This is a genomic window from Shewanella hafniensis (assembly GCF_019655335.1).
GTDB classification, from domain to species: domain Bacteria; phylum Pseudomonadota; class Gammaproteobacteria; order Enterobacterales; family Shewanellaceae; genus Shewanella; species Shewanella hafniensis.
In genome coordinates, this window is the sequence record NZ_BPFD01000002.1 from 70,040 (window position 1) to 90,674 (window position 20,635).

Here is a 20,635-nt window from a genome sequence, read left to right on the forward strand (position 1 = left end):
TTACATCCAGAATGCAATGTAGATCAGGGTAAACACCGGCAAGGCTGCGGTCAGGCTGTCGATGCGATCTAGTACGCCGCCGTGACCTGGCAAAATGGTGCCAGAATCTTTGATACAGGCCGCACGCTTAAACATACTTTCAGATAAATCCCCCACTGCTGACACTAAGGCAACAAATAAGGTTACTGCCACAACTAAGCCCAGTTCTTGCTCAGGCGAATAATACATCACAATCGCAACCACTATCATGGTGGTTGCTAAACCACCGAGTAGGCCTTCAAGCGTTTTCGCTGGGCTCACCGCGGGCATTAGTTTGGTTTTACCTATCGCCTTACCAACAAAGTAAGCGCCAGAATCGGCAGCCCACACAATCAACATCACCAAAAATACCAATACTGGGCCAAAATAAGGCGAAGCTTGTGAACCAATAGATTTGAGCGCGATAAGAGCGACAAAGCAAGGGATTAAGGTTAACTGTCCAAACATGGACTTAAACATAGGATTTTTTTGCCAAAACTTAGCGCTCTTAGGATAAGTCACCACTAATAATAGTGAGGCTAACCACCAAAGTGCGCCAATATAGAGAATGGCTAAATAGATAGGGTGTAATTGATGGCTTAACCAAACCGCATCGATGGGCACAATCAGATTCAGTGCCACCAACAAGATACCGACCGTACAGGTGAAGCTCCACTGAGTCACATCACACTGATTATCGATAATTCTTCCCCATTCCTTTGCTGCAATGAGAAAGACGCCGACCAAAGCCCAAGCGAAGTAGCTGGCAGGGAGCAAGAATATCGCCCCCAAAACTAATGGAACTAACCAAATTGCTGTTATTATTCGTTGTTTTAGCAAAAAAAATCCCTCATGAGGTTTTACAATGCACGCATCTCATCAATCTGACTTCCAGTCAAACCAAAGCGGCGCTGGCGACTTGCAAAAATGGCAATCGCTTCATGAAAAGCCTGTTCATCGAAATCAGGCCAAAGGGTGTCGGTAAACACCAATTCTGCATAGGCCGCCTGCCACAGCACAAAATTGCTGATGCGACAGTCCCCGCCCGTGCGGATCATTAAATCAACTTCACTCTGATTTTGCATGCACAAATGTGCACTTAAGGCTTCTTCGGTGAACTGACTGCTGGTCATTTCGCCAGTTTCAACCTTTTCCGCTAATTTTTGGGCTGCTTGAAGTATGTCCCAACGGCCACCATAGTTAGCGGCGACATTCAAAACTAAGCCGGTATTACCTGATGTCTTCTCTTGCGCGGCAGCAATTTGCTTCTGTAATCGCGCAGAAAAACGGCTGATATCGCCAATAATCTTCAGCTTAACCTGATTCTTATGCAGCAATTTAATTTCACGCTGTAATACGGTAAAAAACAATTCCATCAGCAAGCTGACTTCTTTATCGGGTCTACGCCAATTCTCGCTAGAAAATGCAAATAACGTTAGCGATTCAATACCCAATTGGCTTGCCGTGCTTACGGCTCTTCTAACGGCCTTAACACCGGCCTTATGCCCCAACACTCGTGGCTTACCTTGGGTTTGTGCCCAACGCCCATTGCCATCCATAATAATGGCGACATGCTTAGGTAACGACTGTTTCACGAGTTCGGGTAATTGTCCCGGCAAGGTCGTTTGAGTGTATAAATCACTCTCACTCGTCCTAGGGTGCGGATCAAGTTCCACTGTGGATGACATCTAATACAGCCCTTTAAAATAGACAAACGCCGTGTAGTATACCCCTACACGGCGCATCAACTCTAGCTTATCGAACTTGAGATTAGACTTCCATCAACTCAATTTCTTTGGCTGCTAAAATCTCATCAACCTTTTTAATGTGAGCATCGGTGAACTTTTGTACTTCTTCTTCGCTACGACGAACGTCATCTTCTGTACATTCTTTAGCTTTCTCAAGCTTTTTCACTTCAGAAATGGCATCACGACGTACGTTGCGGATAGCGATACGACCGTTTTCGGCTTCGTTACGCACCACTTTGATGAAGTCTTTACGACGCTCTTCCGTCAGCGCGGGTAATGGAATACGCAAGGTCGCGCCAGCAGACATAGGGTTCAGACCTAAATCTGAGCTCATAATGGCCTTTTCAACGGCTTGGATAGCACTACGATCGAATACAGTCACAGACAGAGTGCGTGAATCTTCAACGCCCACGTTTGCCACTTGGTTCAGTGGTGTCATAGTACCGTAGTAAGACACTTGAATTGAATCAAGCAGGCTTGGGTGAGCACGACCTGTACGTACTTTCGCCATTTGGTTTTTAGTCGCTTCTACACATTTACCCATGCGTTCTTGCGCATCTTTCTTAATGTTCTCAATCACGTTAAATGTCCTTCTTGGTCATTAAATAACTTTTTTTGCTCTGATCAGCGTGCCTTCCTCTTCACCCATGATAACGCGGCGAAGAGCGCCAGGTTTGTTCATGTTGAAGACTAAAATAGGCATGTCGTGATCACGCGCCAGAGTAAAGGCTGCTAAGTCCATTACTTTTAATTCTTTTTCCAGAATTTCCGCATAAGTGACTTCATCATACTTAACGGCGTCTGGGTTTTTCATTGGGTCTTCGGAGTATACACCGTCGACTTTCGTCCCTTTCAACACGACTTCAGCTTCGATTTCAATGCCGCGTAAACAGGCCGCAGAATCGGTCGTGCAGAATGGATTACCTGTACCGGCAGCAAAAATAACCACTCGGCCAGATTTTAGCAAGCTGATCGCTTCAGCCCAATTGTAATCGTCACACACACCCTTTAACGGGATAGCTGACATCAGACGGGCATTAACATAGGCACGGTGCAAGGCGTCGCGCATTGCCAAGCCGTTCATAACCGTTGCCAGCATACCCATGTGATCGCCCACCACACGGTTCATGCCAGCTTTTGCTAAGCCTTCACCGCGAAACAGATTGCCACCACCAATAACCACACCCACCTGAATACCCAGTTCAACCAGCTCTTTCACTTCCTGAGCCATGCGATCTAATACTTTAGGGTCGATGCCGAAGCCTTCGTCGCCCATCAGTGCTTCGCCACTTAATTTAAGAAGAATGCGTCTAAATGCGGGTTTTGGATTGGTGCTCATAATTTTTATCCTGGTTATAACAAGACCGCAGCGAATGCCACGGTCTTGGGGGTATTTAGCGTTGGCGATTAAGCCTTTTTAGAAGCAGCGATTTGAGCAGCAACTTCAGCTGCAAAATCTTCTTCTTTCTTCTCAATACCTTCACCAACTTCTAAACGAATGAAGTTAGTCACTGTAGCGCCTTTCTCTTTCAGAACTTCGCCAACAGTTTTCTTTGGTTCCATGATGTAAGCTTGGCCAGTCAGAGAAATCTCACCGGTGAACTTCTTCATACGACCCAGAACCATCTTCTCAGCGATCTCAGCAGATTTGCCTTCGTTCATAGAGATTTCGATTTGCAGTGCTTGCTCTCTTGCAACAAGATCAGCAGGCACATCTTCTGGATTAACGAATTCAGGCTTAGAAGCAGCAACGTGCATTGCGATGTGCTTTAAGGTTTCTTCGTCAGCTTCACCGGCTACAACAACACCAATGCGCTCACCGTGACGGTATGAAGACAGGTTTGCACCATCGATGTACTCAACACGACGAATGTTGATGTTCTCACCGATTTTAGTTACTAGAGCAACACGTGCATCTTCGAACTGTGCTTTTAAATCTTCAAGTGTCACTTTAGATGCTGCAGCAACATCTAACACTGCGTTTGCGAAGCCTAAGAAGTTAGAATCTTTAGCAACAAAGTCAGTTTGACAGTTAACTTCTAACAGAGCAGCGAAACCTTCGCCATTCTTGATTAAAATAGTACCGTCAGCAGCGATGTTACCCGCTTTTTTAGCCGCTTTAGCAGCGCCAGACTTACGCATGTTGTCAATCGCTAACTCCATGTCGCCGTCAGCTTCTGTCAGAGCGTTTTTACAATCCATCATGCCTGCGCCAGTACGGTCGCGCAGTTCTTTAACTTGGGCAGCAGTAATTGCCATTGTTAAATCCTCTATAAAAAATCGACTAATTTGCAGATATAAAACAGGGGCCGAATGGCCCCTGTTAACCAATCAAAAATCTTGGTTAATAAGGGTGATGAAACTCATCCCGCCTTATTATTATTCGGCTTCTACGAAACCGTCTTGCTCAGCTTGAACAGCCAAATCTTGACCACGGCCAGCTTTAGCAGCAGCAGCAACAGAAGTAGTGTACAGGCGGATGGCACGCATAGCGTCGTCGTTACCAGGAACGATGTAGTTAACACCATCTGGCGCAGAGTTAGTATCAACAACTGCAACAACAGGGATACCCAGGTTGTTAGCTTCTTTAATAGCGATATGCTCATGGTCAGCACCGATGACGAATAATACGTCTGGCAGGCCGCCCATGTTTTTAATACCACCTAAAGATTTTTCCAGCTTTTCAAGCTCACGAGTACGCATCAGCGCTTCTTTCTTGGTCAGCTTGTCGAAAGTACCATCTACTGATTGGCTTTCCAGTTCTTTCAGACGTTTGATTGACTGACGAACGGTTTTCCAGTTAGTCAGCATACCGCCTAACCAGCGGTGATCAACATAGTACTGGTCACAAGACAGAGCAGCTTCTTTGATCGCTTCGCCAGCAGCACGTTTAGTACCAACGAATAATACTTTACCTTTCTTTGAAGCTACATTGCTGATGAAAGCCAGCGCTTCATTGAACATTGGCACAGTATGCTCAAGGTTGATGATGTGAACACCGTTGCGAGCACCGAAAATGAATGGCTTCATTTTTGGGTTCCAGTAACGGGTTTGGTGACCGAAGTGGACACCGGCCTGAAGCATATCGCGCATTGAAACTGTAGTCATTTCTATTACCTTAAAATTTAGGGGGTTAGACCTCCACGTATCCCATGTCTTCGACCCCGCAGTTAACAGCTGAGGGCACCCCGAAGAATGTGTCGACACGTGTGTGATTTAGTATTTAGACAAATAGCCATGTATAATGGCCGCCATCTTTAGTCTTGCAAGTATCTAAACAGAGCAAATGCTGGCTTAGGCAATTCATCAAGACTTAAACATAACGGCGCGCTTTATACCATAAATAGCCCTAAAGCACAAATTTTTGCATTAGGTTGCGTGGCCAACAGACATTAAAGACACAAGAGAAAACGCAATGAGTATAGTCATCAAGACAGCTGAAGAAATTGAAAAAATGCGTGCTGCGGGCAAACTCGCCGCACAGGTATTAGAAATGATCGCCCCGTATGTTAAGCCGGGCGTGACCACCAATGAACTCAATGATCTCTGCGCCAAATATACCGAAGAGCAAGGTGCGATTTCGGCGCCGCTTAACTACCATGGTTTTCCTAAGTCCATTTGTACTTCAGTAAACAATGTGATTTGCCACGGTATTCCGAACGATAACCCACCATTGAAAGAAGGCGATATTCTCAATATCGACATCACAGTGATCAAAGACGGCTATCACGGTGATACTTCGATGATGTTTTTAATTGGTGAAGTGAGCGCTAAGGACAAACGCCTGTGCCGCATCGCGCAAGAAAGCCTGTATTTAGCCATTCGCAAGGTGCGTCCAGGTTTAAAACTGGGTGAAATTGGCAATACTATCGAAAAATTCATCAAAGCAAGCAAAACAGGCCTTGAGAAATATTCCATCGTGCAAGATTATTGTGGCCACGGTATTGGCTCGGGTTTCCATGAAGAACCTCAGGTCATGCACTACCGTAACGGCGATAACACAGTATTACGCCCAGGCATGTGTTTCACCATTGAACCTATGATCAATGCCGGTCGCCACACGACCATACTCGATCGTGATGATAAGTGGACGGTGACCACCTCAGACGGAAAAAACTCTGCCCAGTGGGAACACACTCTTCTGGTAACAGAAAAAGGGGTTGAAGTACTGACTCTGCGTGAGGATGAAGATTTCCCGCGTATCATCAATCACGAGCGATAGGCCAAACTAACAAGCATAAAAACAAGGGACTCGATGAATATAGCTCTGCTCGCAAAACAATCATTAATCGAACAGAATCAGATTCTTTTGGCCAGTTTTAAGGCTAAAACCCCGATTGAAGAGCTCGTCACGCAGCGCTGTCAATTTGTCGATGCCCTTGTCAAGCAAGCTTGGGAACAGCACGGACTAAGGGAATACGATATTGCCCTGATTGCCGTAGGCGGCTATGGCCGTGGGGAGCTGCATCCCCACTCAGATGTCGACTTGCTGTTCCTGTTTAATGATATTTTGTCACCCGCCGCCGAAGCAGCACTCAGTCAGTTTATTGCCTTTCTGTGGGATGCCAATCTCGAAATCGGCCACAGTGTTCGTACATTGAACGACACGATTATCCTCGGTCGTGAAGACATCACCATAGCCACTAACTTATTAGAAGCCCGACTGCTCGAAGGGCCTGAGCTTTTATTCGATCAACTTTACGATGCCATTCGTCAAAGTGATTTTTGGACCTCAAGCGATTTTTTTATCGCAAAACGGGATGAGCAAAATGCCCGCCATGCCAGAGCCAGTGCCTTCGATTTAGAACCCAATATCAAGAGTTGCCCCGGTGGCCTTAGGGATATTCAAACCATTGCTTGGGTAGCCATGCGGCACTTTGGCGCCGCTCGCCTCGAAGAATTAGTCCAATACGACTTTTTAGAACAAGGTGAATTAGAAGAATTGCTCGAATGTCAGCACTTTTTATGGAAGCTGCGCTTTGCCCTGCACATGGTGGTGGGGCGCGATGAAAATCGCTTACTCTTTGATGTACAACGCCAAGTTGCCGAACTTATGGGCTATGAAGACGCCACCCAGCTTGCTGTTGAGCAGATGATGAAACGCTACTATCGCACGGTACGCCGAGTGATGGAGCTGAACGAAATGTTGCTGCAGCTATTTAAACGGGCAACATTGGGGCACACAAAAGCCTTAGAAATTCAATCGATAGATAAACACTACCAGCGCCGTGGCACCTTTATAGAAGCGCTCAGCGATGATCTGTTCGATAGCGGCGAAGAAATTGTCCGGCTGTTTTTGTTGGTCGCAAAAAACTCCAACATCAAAGGCATTTACGCGCCAACACTGCGTTCACTGCGCCGTGCAAGACGCGCCCAACCGCAAGCCTTACAAGAAAATCCGCTTTGTCGCCAAACTTTTATGGAAATTCTGCGCCACCCTCGCGGCATTGTTGCTTTGTCTTTAATGCATAAACACGGTGTGTTATCGGCCTATTTACCCGCATGGCGAAATATTGAAGGCCAGATGCAGTTCGACCTATTCCACGCCTACACAGTCGATGAACATACTCACAGATTGCTGCTCAATATCGAACGATTCTCCCAGCCCGAACAAAAAGAAGAATTTCCCCTAGGCTCGATTCTCATCAACCAACTGCCGAAAAAGGGCTTACTGGTACTCGGTGCAATCTTTCACGATATTGCCAAAGGTCGCGGCGGCGATCACAGTAAATTGGGCTCAAGCGACGCCCTCGCCTTTTGTAAGCTGCACGGGTTAAACGATCACGATGGCCGTCTAGTCGCTTGGCTGGTTGAAAATCATCTGGTGATGTCTGTCACCGCCCAGCGCCGGGATATTTCCGACCCCGATGTGGTGGCCGATTTTGCTAGTAAAGTCCGCGATGCCGTGCATTTAAGTTATCTGTACTGCTTAACCGTGGCCGATATCTGCGCCACCAATGAAAAAACCTGGAACAACTGGAAAGGCTCACTGCTGCGTGACTTGTACTTTTCGACCCAAAGGGTACTCGCCCGCGGTAAAGAAAAACCCGTCGATATTCGTGCCAGAGTGCGTGAATACCAAGCTAAGGCGAAAAAAGAGCTGCTGCGCCGTGGACTGAAAGAAAAAGATCTCGATACCCTGTGGCAACGTTTTAAGGCGGATTACTTTTTACGCCACCAGCCCAATCAAGTCGCGTGGCACGCTGAAGCGATTTTAAAGCACAAACAACAGGATGAGCCCTTAGTCTTAGTGTCCAAACACACCACCCGTGGTGGCACTGAGCTATTTGTCTATTGCCAAGACAGACCAAAGTTATTTGCAACTGTGATGGCGGTACTCGACAATAAAAATATCAACGTCCATGATGCCAACATCATGACCTCAAAAGATAATTATGCACTCGATACCTTTGTGATCTTAGAACAAGATGGCGAGCCAGTGAGCCAGCTTTCACGCATCCAAAGTATCCGTAAGGCACTCGAAAAAGCCCTGTCGAGCGACAGTCCAAAACTGCCACGCTTTAGAAAACTGTCGCGCAAGATGAAACCTTTTAATGTTCCTACACAAGTGAGTTTCCTCGAAAGCAGTCGTCATGGTACAAGTATGATGGAGCTTATCGCCTTAGATTCGCCAGGATTACTGGCAAAAGTCGGCGATATCTTTTACCGTTGCAACACGACGTTACTCGCGGCCAAGATCACCACCATTGGTGAGCGAGCCGAAGACTTTTTTATGCTGCAGACCAATGACGGCCTACAGCTTAACGAAACCCAAGAAAATACCCTCAGGGACGCTTTAATCAGTGCCTTGAGTGCGAAGAATATCGAATCAGTTAATTAACGAGACCAGTGGGAGAAGTAAATGGAGGCTTTACGCCAACGTATTGAGGCGGCTTTTGAAGCGCGCGCCGACATCACGCCAAGCACAGTTGACGCCAGCGTGCGTGACGATGTGCAACATGTCATCAATATGCTCGATAAAGGTGAAGTCCGTGTCGCCGAGAAAATCGACGGACAATGGCATGTACACCAATGGCTGAAAAAGGCGGTATTACTGTCCTTCCGTATTTTCGATAACGTGGTTATCGATGGCGCCGAAACCAAATACTTCGACAAAGTGCCGTTAAAATTTGCCGAGTATGATGAAGCCCGCTTCAAAGCGGAAGCGATTCGTGTGGTGCCATCTGCAACAGTGCGTAAAGGCTCATTCATCGGTAAAAATACCGTCTTGATGCCATCCTATGTGAACTTAGGTGCCTATGTTGATGAAGGCACTATGGTTGACACTTGGGCGACCGTTGGCTCATGTGCCCAAATCGGTAAAAACGTGCATTTATCTGGTGGCGTAGGTATTGGTGGCGTACTTGAGCCATTGCAAGCGGGCCCAACCATCATCGAAGATAACTGCTTTATCGGTGCACGTTCTGAGATTGTTGAAGGCGTTGTAGTTGAAGAAGGCTCAGTGATTTCTATGGGCGTGTATATCGGCCAAAGCACTCGAATTTATGATCGCGAAACTGGCGAAGTGCATTACGGTCGTGTGCCAGCGGGTTCAGTCGTGGTTTCTGGCAACCTGCCGTCAGCCTGTGGCAAGTACAGCCTCTATGCCGCCATTATCGTTAAGAAAGTGGATGCAAAAACCCGCGGTAAAGTGGGTATCAACGAATTACTGCGTATTGTTGATTAACAGTATTCGTTCGATAACATGAGTTACGTAAAAAGATGCCCGAGGGCATCTTTTTTATTGTCGGTAAAATTTAGCCTACAGTTGCGCTGTTATTATCAGGATTAAAAATAAAGTGTTTCATAAAGCACTTAAATCAATCTCTCAACTTCGCGGAAAGCGTTTCTTGTCATGGCAATGGCCCGCCAGCCGATAATCCCCAATGGCTGCTGTGCTTTGTTTATCACCACAAGATATTCTGAATCCAAAAGATTCAACTGCAATAAGGCATCTTCCGATGTCGCCACCTCACTGATGGTAGGCACCGAATGCTGCATGATCTGATGGGCTTTTTTATGTAAAGGTGCCCTATCCTGCTCACGCTCAGCCGCTGTGCCAAGTAATGGACTAAACCAATGCTCCAGCAATTGATGAGTGATCACGCCAATTATCTTATGTTGCTCATCTAATACCACAGCCACCTTAGCGCGAGCAGCAGTAAGCAAACGCTTAACGTCGGCTAACTCATGGTCGAGGGAAATCGTGACGAGAGGTTCAAGGAGCGCGGCACCAATATGATCGCTAATACTCAGCTCACGATTAATCAAAATCGCTAAACAGGTCTCGACTATCTCAGGATCAAACAGAGTCCCTTTGCCCGCACGCAGCACTTCGGCCATTTTCTCCAGCCCTAAGGATGGACGATAGGGCCTGTGGGATAATATTGAATCGGCAACATCGGCTACCGCAATAATTTTTGCCTCATAGAGAATGGCTTTATCCTTTAACCCCTCAGGATAGCCTGAGCCATCGAGCCGCTCATGATGCTGTAAAATCATCTCTTTGATGGGCCATGGAAACTCCACATCCTCAATAATTTCAGCGCCATGGAGTGGATGGGTCTGTATTAATGCGTATTCTTCTTTTGAAAGCTTCGAAGGTTTGGTCAAGATCTGCGATGGAATGGCCAACTTGCCGATATCATGGACTAAGGCACCAATTTTAAGCCCTTCTAGGCGCTGGGGATCTAAGCCTAATTTCTCACCAATCAAATAACTTAATTGCGCCACCGATTTTTGATGCCCTGCGGTATAGGCATCTTTTAGTTCTAATGCCTCAGAAATAGCACTAATAAGCTGGGTTAACGACTGAGATAACTGCTCTTTTTGGGATTTAATGATTTTGGACTGGCGGGATACCGCGCGCAATGTGCGTGGTAGTTCAATGCTGTGCCATAAAATGCTGGCAAAAGTCAGTAATGATCTCGCATCATTACGACTATAGGGCTCGTTACGGTCAACCACGCACACTATGCCGACCAAGCGGCTGCGAAACAAAATCGGCACCGCCAAGTAACGCCCCGCAAGTAACAGTTTATCTAAGGGCAAATCCCCTAAGCGTCTTTGGGAGTCGGTTTGATTTTGGATGATCGGCTTATAATCTCGTACGCATTCGAGCCATACGCGGCTTTCAAGTTCTGACACTTGGGTATTATCTTTGATGAAATCGGCTTGGTCCGCCTCTGCGTTGGGATAGTCGGAACGTGCCGCGAGCGTGAGTGTTTTTGATTTTTCGTTATGCAACAGAATAAAGCCATAGCGACTACCAGTGAGCGACATCGCCTTAGCAACTGCGACTTTGAACACTTCTTCTTGGGAGGATTTAATCACATCTTCAATGTGTTGCAGCCAAGCATCGCTCGCTTGAATCGCTCGACGATAATCCGAATGCAACTCTTTCATCTGCGGATCTTCAAAATTAATGTCAGATAGAATCAAATACCATCCCATCTCAGGCAAAGAATGCAGCGCAAGATGCACACGTATACCCCGATGATCTTGGAGTTGAAAACCGAGCTCTTGCCCACGACGCCTTACAATATCGGCGCACAACTCGGCATTAAAGGCACTAAACAATTGGCTGATAGGTTGATTAATGATTTGCGCCGCCGAACGTGTACAACGCCGGTAAAAGGCTTGGCTCATCCGTAGCACGCGAAATTGCTCATCAAGCTGTGCCCAAGATAAATTCAAACTATCGGGTAAATCTTTCGTTCCAACGATAAGGCTTTGACTGGTTGGCATCCTGCACTCCGATCTTAGACTAGAGCATGGGCGACACGCTTATGCGCTATGTTCGCCCGAATGTTAACACTATAAAATCTCCAATAAACATAATGATAGCTGATTAAAATGGACCAAGCTGAATGCCATGATATCGCAATACTTACCATAACCTTAGCGCGACTGCCTGCGTATTAGAAAACGATCGTTTTATTGCCGTACACGACCACTTGCTCGTTAAGCACCAACTGCAGCGCTTTGCTCAGCACACTCTTTTCAACATCCCGCCCAGAACGTGCCATTTCTAAGGCGCTATAACTGTGATCGACAGGTATCACGTCTTGCTTGATGATCGGCCCTTCATCGAGGCAATTATTCACAAAATGCGCCGTCGCACCGATAATTTTCACCCCGCGCTCCCAGGCTTGGCGATAAGGCGCCGCGCCAATAAAAGCAGGTAAAAAAGAATGATGGATGTTGATGATGCGATTAGGATATTGCGCCACAAAATCAGGCGTTAATACCCGCATATACTTAGCCAAGACTAAATAATCGGGTTCGTATTGTGATACCGCAGCCAACAGTGCTTGCTCGTGTTGAATTCGGTCTAAGCCTTCGTGACTCACCAAATGAAAGGGGATGTTAAACTTTTCGGCCAGTTCGCGCAGCGCATCATGGTTGCCCACCACAGCGGCAATCTCGACACTTAAACCGCCGTAATAAGCTTTCATCAATAGATCGCCTAAACAGTGCGCTTCTTTTGTCACTAACACCACAATGCGTTTCTTGCCGGCGCTGACTAAGGTCATGTGATTCTTAGCAGGCAGCACGTCGCGCAGATCCTGTAATAACTGTTCGCTGTTAAAAATGCCCTCTAACTCAGTTCGCATAAAGAAACGCCCTTGGGCATTATCCACAAACTCACTGTTTTTGATAATATTCAGTTTATGGGTAAAACAAACACTGGTGATTTTGGCGATGAGGCCTTGCGCATCGGCGCAATCCGTCAGTAAGATTTTACGTTCTATGGATGGCGAAGTATTACCGCGAGTTTCAGTCATTTGTTGCAAAGTTGGCTCTCCTCTATTGTCCTTACATCGAGTTTGCCATAGCAAATCGTGCTGAACAGCATGAAAATCCTATAATGCGAAAATAAAAATGACATTTCAGAGGCTTGAATCAATAAAATGTAAAAATTAAGCAGTTAATTTTGTAAAAACACAATCCTAGCGGCGAGTATCTAAGTAACGCTGCAATACCTTACGCAAGGTTTCGGCCTTAGTGCCATAAACCACCTGCACACCTTTGCCCATCACAATTACACCCTTAGCGCCCAACTGACTCAAACGCACCTTATTAACTAACTCTGGCTTATGTACGCTCAAGCGTAACCGAGTCAAACAGGCATTCAGCTCAACGATATTGTCACGCCCACCAAGCGCCGCAATAATCGCCCGTAAACTTTCTTTAGGTCCTTTACTGTCATTGTCGTTATGCTCAAGCCTGCCGGGTGTTTTCAAATTAAATGCTAAAATACTCAACCTAAACAACAGGTAATATATGATGGCGGTCAAAGGCCCTAGGAAAATAAACCAGCTGGCATTACGGGACAATGGAAATAACAGCGTAAAGTCCACCAGCCCTTGGGAGAACACTATGCTGTGGTGAATATCGAGCATGATACAGATAAAGTAAGCGAGCCCAGTGAGTAAGGCGTGAATGATAAATAGGATTGGCGCCACAAACATAAAGGCAAATTCAATAGGTTCTGTCACCCCAGTTAACCAACTGGCCGCCCCTGCCGAGAGCATAATGCCCGCCACGCGATTGCGCTCAGAGGGATCGGCGCAGCGCCACATTGCCAGCGCCGCCGCAGGTAATCCCCACATTTTAATCAGGTAACCACCGGCAAGGTTTCCCGCCTGCGGATCGCCCGCTAAATAACGCGCTACCTCGCCACGAACGACTTCGTGCCCTAATAACTGATATTGGCCCACTTCTAAATAAAAAGGTGCATTCCAAATATGGTGCAAGCCAAGGGGAATAAGTAACCGCTCTAATGCGCCATACACGCCAAAGGCAATAGCTGGTTTTTGATAAACAGCCCAGTCAGATACCCGCTCAATCAATAGCGCTAAGGGTGGCCACACATGGGCGAGCACATAACCTAAGCCCATCGCTAGGGGAATGATCAACAAAGATGCACTGCGGCGTCCCTCAAAAAAGGAGAAAATCGCAGGCAAGCTTATATATTGACTCCAGCGCACCGCAAGACAAGTAATGCTGCCGAGCATCATGCCGCCCGCAATCCCAGTATCTAAAGTATCCATTCCCAATAGAGGCTGGGTTGGGAGTCGATACAAATCAGCTAGCGCGGCTAACGTCGCCGTCATCACCCCATAACCAAACACCGCCGTAAAGGCGGCAATGCCTTGATCGCGGCAAAAGCCAATAGCGACCGCTACGGCAAATAACATCGGCATGATGGCAAAAATGAGTTTACCCACAGCCAACATCAACACTGTCAGCTCTTCGGGCATAAAAGGAATGGGACTAACGGTTAAGCCGAGCATGACCCCAGCTGCAGGCAAAATGGCAATAGGAATAAGCAGCGCTTGGCTTAAGCGCTGGGCAAATTTAAACCATTGCTGAGTAACGAAACTGCCTAAGCGACGAGCTCGGTCTTGACGACTTGATTCCAGCGTTCTAGCCATTTTATCGCTTCAACCTCAGGTTCCATGGTTTCACAGGCATCGATTTCTAATAATTCTACAAGTGGTTTAGCACCAAGCTCACTCAAAAGCGCATCTACAGACTTACCGGCGCCGCAAAAGGTTTCATAACTTGAATCACCCAGTGCGATTACACTGTAGTTAAGCGCAGGTAAATAGGGCGCAAGATTTTTAAGATTATGATACCAAGGCTGAATATCTTCGGGTAAATCCCCTTGGCCTGTCGTAGAAGTGACCACAACTAACAATTCATCCTGCGGAGGAATAAAGCTGGCGACGTCATTTGGTTGCCACAATGTGACATCATAACCTAAAACTTGCATTTCTTTCTCTAGGGTTTCGGCGGCAAATTGTGCACTGCCATAGACAGTGCCAAACACCAGATTCACCTTTTTCATGGTACACTCCACATCGCGTTGCAAACCTTATTAGGCTGACCATACTTTATTGTTCAGCGGATGGGCAAGCTAAGGCGCAAAATTTTTATAAATCAAGTCATTGAGCATGAGGAAATATCTGATGCGACAGTCCACCCGCCAAAAACACCTCAAGCAACACCACAAAACAACCCATATTCGACGTAAAAACTATTTCCACTCCGCCCAGCAAAATCTCACATCACCACTTGTGTCTACCTCTGGATTCTCAACCTTAGCCGTGATGATGCAAGAACTGCGTCCGCAAACTGCACAAACTCCGCAACGCCTCGACTAACAACCGCAAGACTCATTTTGATGAAACTGTGTTGATTCGACCGTTATGGGTTCGATAGTTTTGATTCAATTGCTTTAGTGCCAATAACCAAGCCAAGCGAATGACTTTTGATGCCACTCACTTGGCTGACTGCCAATTATGTCGAGATTGTCTCAGTTGAGATTGTCAGAGTTAAGCTCATGGGTTACGCATTGCCAGTTGGTATTTCATCCGTGGCGATTAACAACTCAGCCTGTTGACTCAAGGTCGCCTCGTCCCAACCTAGCTCGGCAAACACGGTTTCCCACTCAGGCTCGATCTCGGTTTCTATGCTGAGCCGAACTTGAGTGACAGGATGGGTAAAGCTGAGCTTTTTCGCGATAAGCCACAGGCGATTAATGCCAAAATGCTCGCGGAAAAACGCATTTTGCTTACCGTCACCATGGGTGGTATCACCAACTATGGGGTGACGTAAATGCGCCATGTGTCTTCTGAGCTGATGCTTGCGCCCCGTTTTAGGGCTCAAGCGTACCAGTGCAAATCGGCTAGTGGGATATCGGCCTGACGGATACGGAATTTCAGTATTGAGTAACGGCTCATACGCCGTCACAGCCTCTTGCGCCGCTTTGTTGGGATCGGCATTCTTATCGCCCAATTCATCCAACTCAACCTTAAGCGCATAGTCTAAAATACCGCTCTCGTGCATATTACCGCGCACTAAAGCCAAATATTGCTTTTCAATCGTATGGGAAGCAAATTGCTCACACAGTGCATTGGCGACTTCACTGCTCTTGGCAAACAAAAGCACGCCAGATGTCGGCCTGTCGAGACGATGTACAGGAAATACATGACAGCCCACTAAGTCGCGGGTTAGCTGCATGGCAAAAAAACGCTCCCGACGCGCTAAATAACTACGGTGGACCAATAAGCCTGCAGGTTTATGAATTGCCACTAAGTGCGCATCTTCATAAAGAATTTCAATCTCAGGCGCCTGCTCTTCTGAATCATCCTCTTGGGTTGCATTCAGTGTATTTTCAGGCGTTTCAAGCCAGATATCATCTTGATTCATTTAACAACATATCCAATTCATTCAATACGCCAATCAGAGCTTGGCGCGGGGGCATATTCTGCCAAACATGTTCAGCCATAGGGGCTATCGCTATTTGCGTCGGCAATGGCGCACCCGTTTCGATTAACGTCTGCATTCTAGGCAGCAAAATAAACTGCAACCACTGCTCAAGGGGCATAAGATCACAGGCAAAAGGCGCTGTGCTTGCCATTGCCTCGGCAGAGGGCGCTTGCTCAGACCACAACTCGACCGCTTGTAGCGCTTGGGCAATCTGAGCCAATTTAGCTTGGGTTTGACTGTATAACATAGCTTTCAGATCCATTCTCATGTTAGCCATTGTGATTAAGGAACTTGCCACAATCCACAGGCCGAATAGGTCGATTAAAGTGCCGCAATCATACCATCCAGACGCACTTCCCCCTATAATGGCGCCAATTTATTGAGCCTCTTTGATTGATATGGCAGCCAAATGACTGAAATTACAACTTTAAGCCAGTTTTTAACCACAGCCAAAACCCAGTTCCAAGTGTATGATCTTGGCCGTAGGGTGCAACATATTGATATGCTCGCGTTTCACCAGATCGAATCTCTATCTACCCCTTATCCCTATCCCATTCAAGGGCATGCGCAATTTGCTATCGTCTTTTGGGATGCGAGTCAGCAACACTTTATTTGGTTTCTAAAACTAGCGTTAGATGAGCAAGGATTACTGTCGCCTGCACCGCGCTCACAATTTATCGAAATGATATTAGCGGCATTAGGGCAAGATCCCACTCAGCCACTCAGTGATGAGCAGCAAGAACGACTCGCAAATAATCCGTTTAACTTCAAGCCAAGCCAAGAAAAACTCGCCGTATTCAACGCGCTTGTTCGTAAACAACTCGGCCAACGCGCGTCATCGCAATACGAATTTGCCGTACAGTACCTGTCAGGCCAAGTAGCCCCAGCACAATGGCAACATATTGGGATGCAAGGCATAGCCGATGTATGTGCGCGCGCAAATGAATTTGATCATGAGCAGCACTTAGTATCGAGCTTTGACACAGCCGCCATCGAAGTGCAAATCGCCCTATGTCAGTGCCTTGAGCACTTACTGATTAGCGACACACTCGCCGATAAAATTCTCGCAAAACTTCAAGATGCAGCCCCAGAGCACCAAGCCTATTTCCTACGGGCTTTGGCTTCTAGCGCCAAACACAGCCAACAAGCGTTTGAGCATCTACACGGCCAAGCCTCTTTAGATACCAATGCCCTCATCAGTATTGCCGGACGTAACTGGTCGGTATTAAAACAAGATTCAAGTCGCAGTCTTTACTTAGAAGCCCTAGCACTGCAGCCCCAAGCCTTTTTTAATCAGGTCTTTGCTGATATTGTGGCTATTCCTAGTTTGCGCAATCAACTACTAGGCGAGTTAAGAAATCCCAATCGAAGCATTCAACTATCACAAGCCATAGGTGGTTTGTTTAAGGCAGCAAGCAAATGATGTCAGATTTACTGTTAATTATTGGCCTCGTCGTGATTGCCGCATTTTTTTGGCAGTTACGCCAAATGGCAGAGCTGAGCCGTATTTTTGTCGAAAAAGAATGCTGGCGACAAAAAGTGCAACTGTTAGCCATAGCAATGGAAACCGCCCGCCCAAGTATTGGCGGCACCACGGGGATTTGTTGGAAAGCGAAATATTTATTTGAATTCAGCACCGACGGCATTAACCAGTACAGTGGCCATATTTGGATGCAAGGCAAGAAAATTCAAAAAATAGAATGGCCTATCTTCCCAGAGCCCGAATGGCAAGAGGCGCCGACAGCGCAGGGGAAATTTGGCGGTTGTGGTACGCAAAGCGGCTGTAGCTCAGGCAAATGCCATTAAGCTTTTATCGACAATGTTGGCTCAAATAAGCTGTTCGCCAGAATTGAGAATAATCAGTTATTCTCTGGTGCTGCAAAATAACTCACTGTAAAAGTTAAAAAAGAAAGGGCGCGGCCCTAAAGCCACGCCCTCCTATTCTCTGTTAAGCTATCCCGCTATTTTTGTGCTCCCTGCACCATCCATGCGTCAATCTGCGTCCTGCTTCATCCCTGCTCAATCCTTGAGGTCCCTGTACTCATGTACTTCCCTATCTCTTGGTCATCCAGTCCCAAGCTTGCTCTTTCCTAAGCGGTTCCATCATCATCCATGAAACGGGTATTGCATCCATTCAATTGCACTCCCTGTGCCATTGCCATCCTATGCAATGAGTCTATCAATCCTTGATAGTCTCCCTTCCTTGGTATTGGCTATTTTTCATCCTGAAAGGCCTATATCCCTATTCCTTAAGTCACATTCCTTAGTCACTGTTCGATCATCCTGATCGCCAACATCCTGTTGCCCGTAACTCCTTCTACAAAATGAATTCTACGCCAACCAACAAAAGTACTCATTGCGGATTATTTAATAATGTTAACAAAAATAGTGAGCTTAACAGATGAAAAATAGACTAACCGGCTGATATAAATAAAAATAATAACCAAAACCAAGACATAACCACCCCTTTAACTTACAAATTACTTACATACTTGTGAGAGATCTCTTACACGGAGGATGGCAATTAGAATCAAAAGTAAGCAAACGCTAAATTTTCTCCCCTGAAGGACTTATGCATAAACCGCTATCGCTCAAAGTTCGACAAGCATTCTGCATGACCAAAACACAGTCAACACAGAGAGTAAATCATTGGGCAATAAGAGGAGTAGACTGGTAAACATGCTTTACGGTGATAAGTCTTTAAGCAGAGTTAAGCTAAAGTCCATGTGAATAGCTTTATAGCTTGGCAAAGCGAGATTAATGCTGAAAATGAACCAAAGAAAAGGGCGCAACTAAAGTGCGCCCCATTTATCCTTTGTAAGCCGTCCTGCTCGATTTGTGCTCCCTGCACCATCCATGCGTCTGCTTGCTTCCTGCGTCGTCCCTGTAATTCCTTTTCGTCCCTGTGTATCAAACTTGCGTGAGATAACACTCAGTCCTTTGACCTGTAAATCCATTTTACAGAGCCTGTCACTTCCTATGACTTCTTCCTATTGCATCCTGCAAAAATTTGTCTTCCATAGAGTAGTACAAGCTGTTCACCCTTATACTTTATCCTTGTCTCGACACATCCTGTCTCGAGTTCATGCTTAATCCTTAAGCGTGTCCTGTATTCTTCCTGAAATTCATCATCCTGACGATACGACTCACTGTCTCTAATCATCCTTGAAAAGCAATCCTGCTTTTCCTTAGCCTATCCTAGGCGAATGACAGTTTTCCTACCGTCAGCGATTTCAACCATGAAATCTTAATTCGTTGCTTCTTGCGTCCCTTTGGCCTGTTTCGCTTTCCTTGCTATCCATTTGCTTTGGCCATGAGTGAATTCTACGTTAACCATGACTTTTTTGTTCGGCTCAAAGAACGGACTACAAAATAAATTACGACCGAACAGGAGAAAAATAAACACAAACTAATGATTTAATTAAAAATTAAACCAAGAAGAACGAAAAACAATCAAAAAGAAAACATTATATCCTACAGCGTTTGTAAGCGATCTCTCACACGGGTATGGGCATCTCACTCGGGCGGCTTTTTTAACGCTTAAAAAAGCCGCGGATCATCTGAGCAAACATCACCCAATCTGCCATCAAACTGTAAAAGGGATACTGAAATGTCGCGGGTCGATTCTTCTCAAATACAAAGTGTCCCACCCACGCAAAACCGTAGCCAACGAGCGGAATAAACCAACATAGCCACCAGGCTTGTGAAACCAAGGCAATGCCAATAAGCAGCAAGACTAAACAACTGCCAACAAAGTGCAATTGCCGGCAAGTCGGGTGCTGGTGTTGGGATAAATAGAAAGGATAAAAATCGGCGAACCGTTTATAAGAGTGAGTCATCTTGTTGAACCGAATAGAATAATAACTGACCATGGACACTGCCGATATTGAGCTCGCCTAAAGAGACAAAGTCATGCTGGGTAAATAATTGCAGATGACTCTCCTGAGCGACAAACACACCAATGCCATCCAAATCCGGCTGCTCATCACACCAACTCACTACCGCTTGGACTAACTTATGTCCGAGTCCTTTATGCTGCTCGTTCGGTGCAAGGGCGATAAACTGCAAAATACCGCAGTGCTTACTGGGTAAGAGTTCGACAATACTGGACTCTTTTTTCATCAAAGCTTGGGTTGATTGCCAGCCCGTACCTAACAACATTTTTAAGCGCCAATGCCAGTAACGCCCTTCTCCCAAAGGCACTTCTTGCGTTACCACACAGGCTAAACCAACCAGTCTTTCATGGTCGAACAAACCTATGAGTGCTTGTTTTTGTTGCCATAACGTATTGAGTTCTTCGCGGATCGCGGCGCGCAATTTTTGCTCGTAAGCGGCTTTATCTGAGGTGAAAAGTGAATCGACAAAAAAAGGGTCATCATGGTAAGCGTTATAGAGGATAGAAGCGGCAATGCGTAAGTCTTCCGCTGTCAAATAGACTGCACGGCAGCCTTCCAAGGTCTCATTATCCATTATTAGTATTCCTTGACTTAGCTCACACTTTTTATGAGTAACAATTAATTTACCAAGGAAACAGAAAAGTGCAAATTTTAATCATAGATTGCATTTTTCAATCAGGCGTTTACTCTAAA

20 protein-coding genes are annotated in these 20,635 nt (G+C 46.2%); 6 read left to right on the plus strand and 14 right to left on the minus strand.

All coding sequences use genetic code 11. The annotated features are described in order from the left end of the window. The 6 genes from K5Q99_RS01170 to rpsB all read right to left on the minus strand — a co-directional run bounded on the left by K5Q99_RS01170 (position 1) and on the right by rpsB (position 4,874). On the minus strand, positions 1-858 hold the full coding sequence (locus K5Q99_RS01170; RefSeq protein ID WP_220775782.1) for a phosphatidate cytidylyltransferase: 858 nt from the start codon (positions 856-858) through the stop codon (positions 1-3). Between the two features lie 20 nt (positions 859-878). Then, positions 879-1,706, minus strand: coding sequence for a polyprenyl diphosphate synthase (gene uppS, locus K5Q99_RS01175; protein WP_106650023.1), 828 nt, complete (start codon positions 1,704-1,706; stop codon positions 879-881). 82 nt (positions 1,707-1,788) lie between these two features. Beyond that, positions 1,789-2,346 (minus strand): ribosome recycling factor, encoded by a 558-nt coding sequence (gene frr, locus K5Q99_RS01180; RefSeq protein WP_106650022.1) that lies wholly within the window; start codon positions 2,344-2,346, stop codon positions 1,789-1,791. A 21-nt stretch (positions 2,347-2,367) separates the two neighbouring features. Then, entirely contained in the window at positions 2,368-3,105 is a 738-nt protein-coding gene (gene pyrH, locus K5Q99_RS01185; RefSeq protein WP_106650021.1) for a UMP kinase, read from the minus strand. A gap of 68 nt (positions 3,106-3,173) precedes the next feature. After that, entirely contained in the window at positions 3,174-4,025 is an 852-nt protein-coding gene (gene tsf / locus K5Q99_RS01190) for a translation elongation factor Ts (RefSeq protein ID WP_220775783.1), read from the minus strand. Positions 4,026-4,145: 120 nt separating this feature from the next. Beyond that, the gene (rpsB, locus tag K5Q99_RS01195; RefSeq protein ID WP_037458301.1) at positions 4,146-4,874 is read right to left on the minus strand and encodes a 30S ribosomal protein S2; all 729 of its coding nucleotides are present in this window, start codon (positions 4,872-4,874) and stop codon (positions 4,146-4,148) included. A 283-nt stretch (positions 4,875-5,157) separates the two neighbouring features. On the opposite strand from rpsB, the gene map reads away from it, so the two are divergent. From map to dapD, 3 genes are read left to right on the plus strand one after another with little or no spacing between them, the layout of a single operon-like run. Beyond that, positions 5,158-5,988, plus strand: coding sequence for a type I methionyl aminopeptidase (gene map, locus K5Q99_RS01200; RefSeq protein ID WP_281422414.1), 831 nt, complete (start codon positions 5,158-5,160; stop codon positions 5,986-5,988). 33 nt (positions 5,989-6,021) lie between these two features. Further along, the gene (glnD, locus tag K5Q99_RS01205) at positions 6,022-8,607 is read left to right on the plus strand and encodes a bifunctional uridylyltransferase/uridylyl-removing protein GlnD (RefSeq protein WP_220775784.1); all 2,586 of its coding nucleotides are present in this window, start codon (positions 6,022-6,024) and stop codon (positions 8,605-8,607) included. Between the two features lie 21 nt (positions 8,608-8,628). After that, the gene (gene dapD, locus K5Q99_RS01210) at positions 8,629-9,453 is read left to right on the plus strand and encodes a 2,3,4,5-tetrahydropyridine-2,6-dicarboxylate N-succinyltransferase (RefSeq protein ID WP_106650017.1); all 825 of its coding nucleotides are present in this window, start codon (positions 8,629-8,631) and stop codon (positions 9,451-9,453) included. 128 nt (positions 9,454-9,581) lie between these two features. On the opposite strand, the gene K5Q99_RS01215 is transcribed toward dapD, so the two are convergent. The 4 genes from K5Q99_RS01215 to K5Q99_RS01230 all read right to left on the minus strand — a co-directional run bounded on the left by K5Q99_RS01215 (position 9,582) and on the right by K5Q99_RS01230 (position 14,622). Then, positions 9,582-11,513, minus strand: a complete 1,932-nt coding sequence (locus K5Q99_RS01215) for an HD domain-containing phosphohydrolase (RefSeq protein ID WP_220775785.1) — start codon at positions 11,511-11,513, stop codon at positions 9,582-9,584. 173 nt (positions 11,514-11,686) lie between these two features. Continuing rightward, positions 11,687-12,553: a formyltetrahydrofolate deformylase gene (gene purU, locus K5Q99_RS01220; protein WP_080561625.1), complete on the minus strand. Its 867-nt coding sequence runs from the start codon at positions 12,551-12,553 to the stop codon at positions 11,687-11,689. Positions 12,554-12,718: 165 nt separating this feature from the next. Beyond that, positions 12,719-14,206 carry a PTS transporter subunit EIIC gene (locus tag K5Q99_RS01225; RefSeq protein WP_220775786.1) on the minus strand — a complete coding sequence of 496 codons (1,488 nt, stop codon included), beginning with the start codon at positions 14,204-14,206 and terminating at the stop codon, positions 12,719-12,721. Further along, entirely contained in the window at positions 14,158-14,622 is a 465-nt protein-coding gene (locus tag K5Q99_RS01230) for a flavodoxin (RefSeq protein WP_220775787.1), read from the minus strand. The genes K5Q99_RS01225 and K5Q99_RS01230 overlap by 49 nt, the downstream gene beginning before the upstream one ends. 121 nt (positions 14,623-14,743) lie before the next feature. Between K5Q99_RS01230 and K5Q99_RS01235 the strand changes: the two genes are divergently transcribed. Beyond that, complete coding sequence (locus K5Q99_RS01235; protein ID WP_106650014.1) at positions 14,744-14,938, plus strand: hypothetical protein; 195 nt, start codon at positions 14,744-14,746, stop codon at positions 14,936-14,938. A gap of 184 nt (positions 14,939-15,122) precedes the next feature. Here K5Q99_RS01235 and truC read toward each other — a convergent pair whose 3' ends face one another. Beyond that, positions 15,123-15,986 (minus strand): tRNA pseudouridine(65) synthase TruC, encoded by an 864-nt coding sequence (gene truC / locus K5Q99_RS01240; protein ID WP_220775788.1) that lies wholly within the window; start codon positions 15,984-15,986, stop codon positions 15,123-15,125. Beyond that, positions 15,973-16,293, minus strand: coding sequence for a YqcC family protein (locus tag K5Q99_RS01245; protein WP_220775789.1), 321 nt, complete (start codon positions 16,291-16,293; stop codon positions 15,973-15,975). The genes truC and K5Q99_RS01245 overlap by 14 nt, the downstream gene beginning before the upstream one ends. Before the next feature lie 162 nt (positions 16,294-16,455). On the opposite strand from K5Q99_RS01245, the gene K5Q99_RS01250 reads away from it, so the two are divergent. Further along, a complete protein-coding gene (locus K5Q99_RS01250; RefSeq protein WP_220775790.1) occupies positions 16,456-17,469 on the plus strand; it encodes a DUF3549 family protein in 1,014 nt (337 codons plus the stop codon). Beyond that, a complete protein-coding gene (locus K5Q99_RS01255) occupies positions 17,466-17,852 on the plus strand; it encodes a DUF3301 domain-containing protein (protein ID WP_220775791.1) in 387 nt (128 codons plus the stop codon). Before K5Q99_RS01250 ends, K5Q99_RS01255 begins: the two co-directional genes overlap by 4 nt. A 1,727-nt stretch (positions 17,853-19,579) precedes the next feature. Here the strand turns inward: K5Q99_RS01255 and K5Q99_RS01260 are convergent. Together K5Q99_RS01260 and K5Q99_RS01265 are read right to left on the minus strand one after the other, a co-directional pair. Continuing rightward, positions 19,580-19,885 (minus strand): Mpo1-like protein, encoded by a 306-nt coding sequence (locus K5Q99_RS01260; protein ID WP_220775792.1) that lies wholly within the window; start codon positions 19,883-19,885, stop codon positions 19,580-19,582. Next, the gene (locus K5Q99_RS01265) at positions 19,869-20,516 is read right to left on the minus strand and encodes a GNAT family N-acetyltransferase (protein ID WP_220775793.1); all 648 of its coding nucleotides are present in this window, start codon (positions 20,514-20,516) and stop codon (positions 19,869-19,871) included. Before K5Q99_RS01265 ends, K5Q99_RS01260 begins: the two co-directional genes overlap by 17 nt. Positions 20,517-20,635: the final 119 nt, after the last annotated feature.

Bases quoted from the DNA above. Each gene is read 5' to 3' on its own strand.
- uppS (WP_106650023.1), bottom strand. From the start codon at position 1,706: ATGTCATCCACAGTGGAACTTGATCCGCACCCTAGGACGAGTGAGAGT.
- pyrH (WP_106650021.1), bottom strand. From the start codon at position 3,105: ATGAGCACCAATCCAAAACCCGCATTTAGACGCATTCTTCTTAAATTA.
- tsf (WP_220775783.1), bottom strand. From the start codon at position 4,025: ATGGCAATTACTGCTGCCCAAGTTAAAGAACTGCGCGACCGTACTGGC.
- rpsB (WP_037458301.1), bottom strand. From the start codon at position 4,874: ATGACTACAGTTTCAATGCGCGATATGCTTCAGGCCGGTGTCCACTTC.
- glnD (WP_220775784.1), top strand. From the start codon at position 6,022: ATGAATATAGCTCTGCTCGCAAAACAATCATTAATCGAACAGAATCAG.
- dapD (WP_106650017.1), top strand. From the start codon at position 8,629: ATGGAGGCTTTACGCCAACGTATTGAGGCGGCTTTTGAAGCGCGCGCC.
- K5Q99_RS01215 (WP_220775785.1), bottom strand. From the start codon at position 11,513: ATGCCAACCAGTCAAAGCCTTATCGTTGGAACGAAAGATTTACCCGAT.
- purU (WP_080561625.1), bottom strand. From the start codon at position 12,553: ATGACTGAAACTCGCGGTAATACTTCGCCATCCATAGAACGTAAAATC.
- K5Q99_RS01225 (WP_220775786.1), bottom strand. From the start codon at position 14,206: ATGGCTAGAACGCTGGAATCAAGTCGTCAAGACCGAGCTCGTCGCTTA.
- K5Q99_RS01230 (WP_220775787.1), bottom strand. From the start codon at position 14,622: ATGAAAAAGGTGAATCTGGTGTTTGGCACTGTCTATGGCAGTGCACAA.
- K5Q99_RS01235 (WP_106650014.1), top strand. From the start codon at position 14,744: ATGCGACAGTCCACCCGCCAAAAACACCTCAAGCAACACCACAAAACA.
- truC (WP_220775788.1), bottom strand. From the start codon at position 15,986: ATGAATCAAGATGATATCTGGCTTGAAACGCCTGAAAATACACTGAAT.
- K5Q99_RS01245 (WP_220775789.1), bottom strand. From the start codon at position 16,293: ATGTTATACAGTCAAACCCAAGCTAAATTGGCTCAGATTGCCCAAGCG.
- K5Q99_RS01250 (WP_220775790.1), top strand. From the start codon at position 16,456: ATGACTGAAATTACAACTTTAAGCCAGTTTTTAACCACAGCCAAAACC.
- K5Q99_RS01255 (WP_220775791.1), top strand. From the start codon at position 17,466: ATGATGTCAGATTTACTGTTAATTATTGGCCTCGTCGTGATTGCCGCA.
- K5Q99_RS01260 (WP_220775792.1), bottom strand. From the start codon at position 19,885: ATGACTCACTCTTATAAACGGTTCGCCGATTTTTATCCTTTCTATTTA.
- K5Q99_RS01265 (WP_220775793.1), bottom strand. From the start codon at position 20,516: ATGGATAATGAGACCTTGGAAGGCTGCCGTGCAGTCTATTTGACAGCG.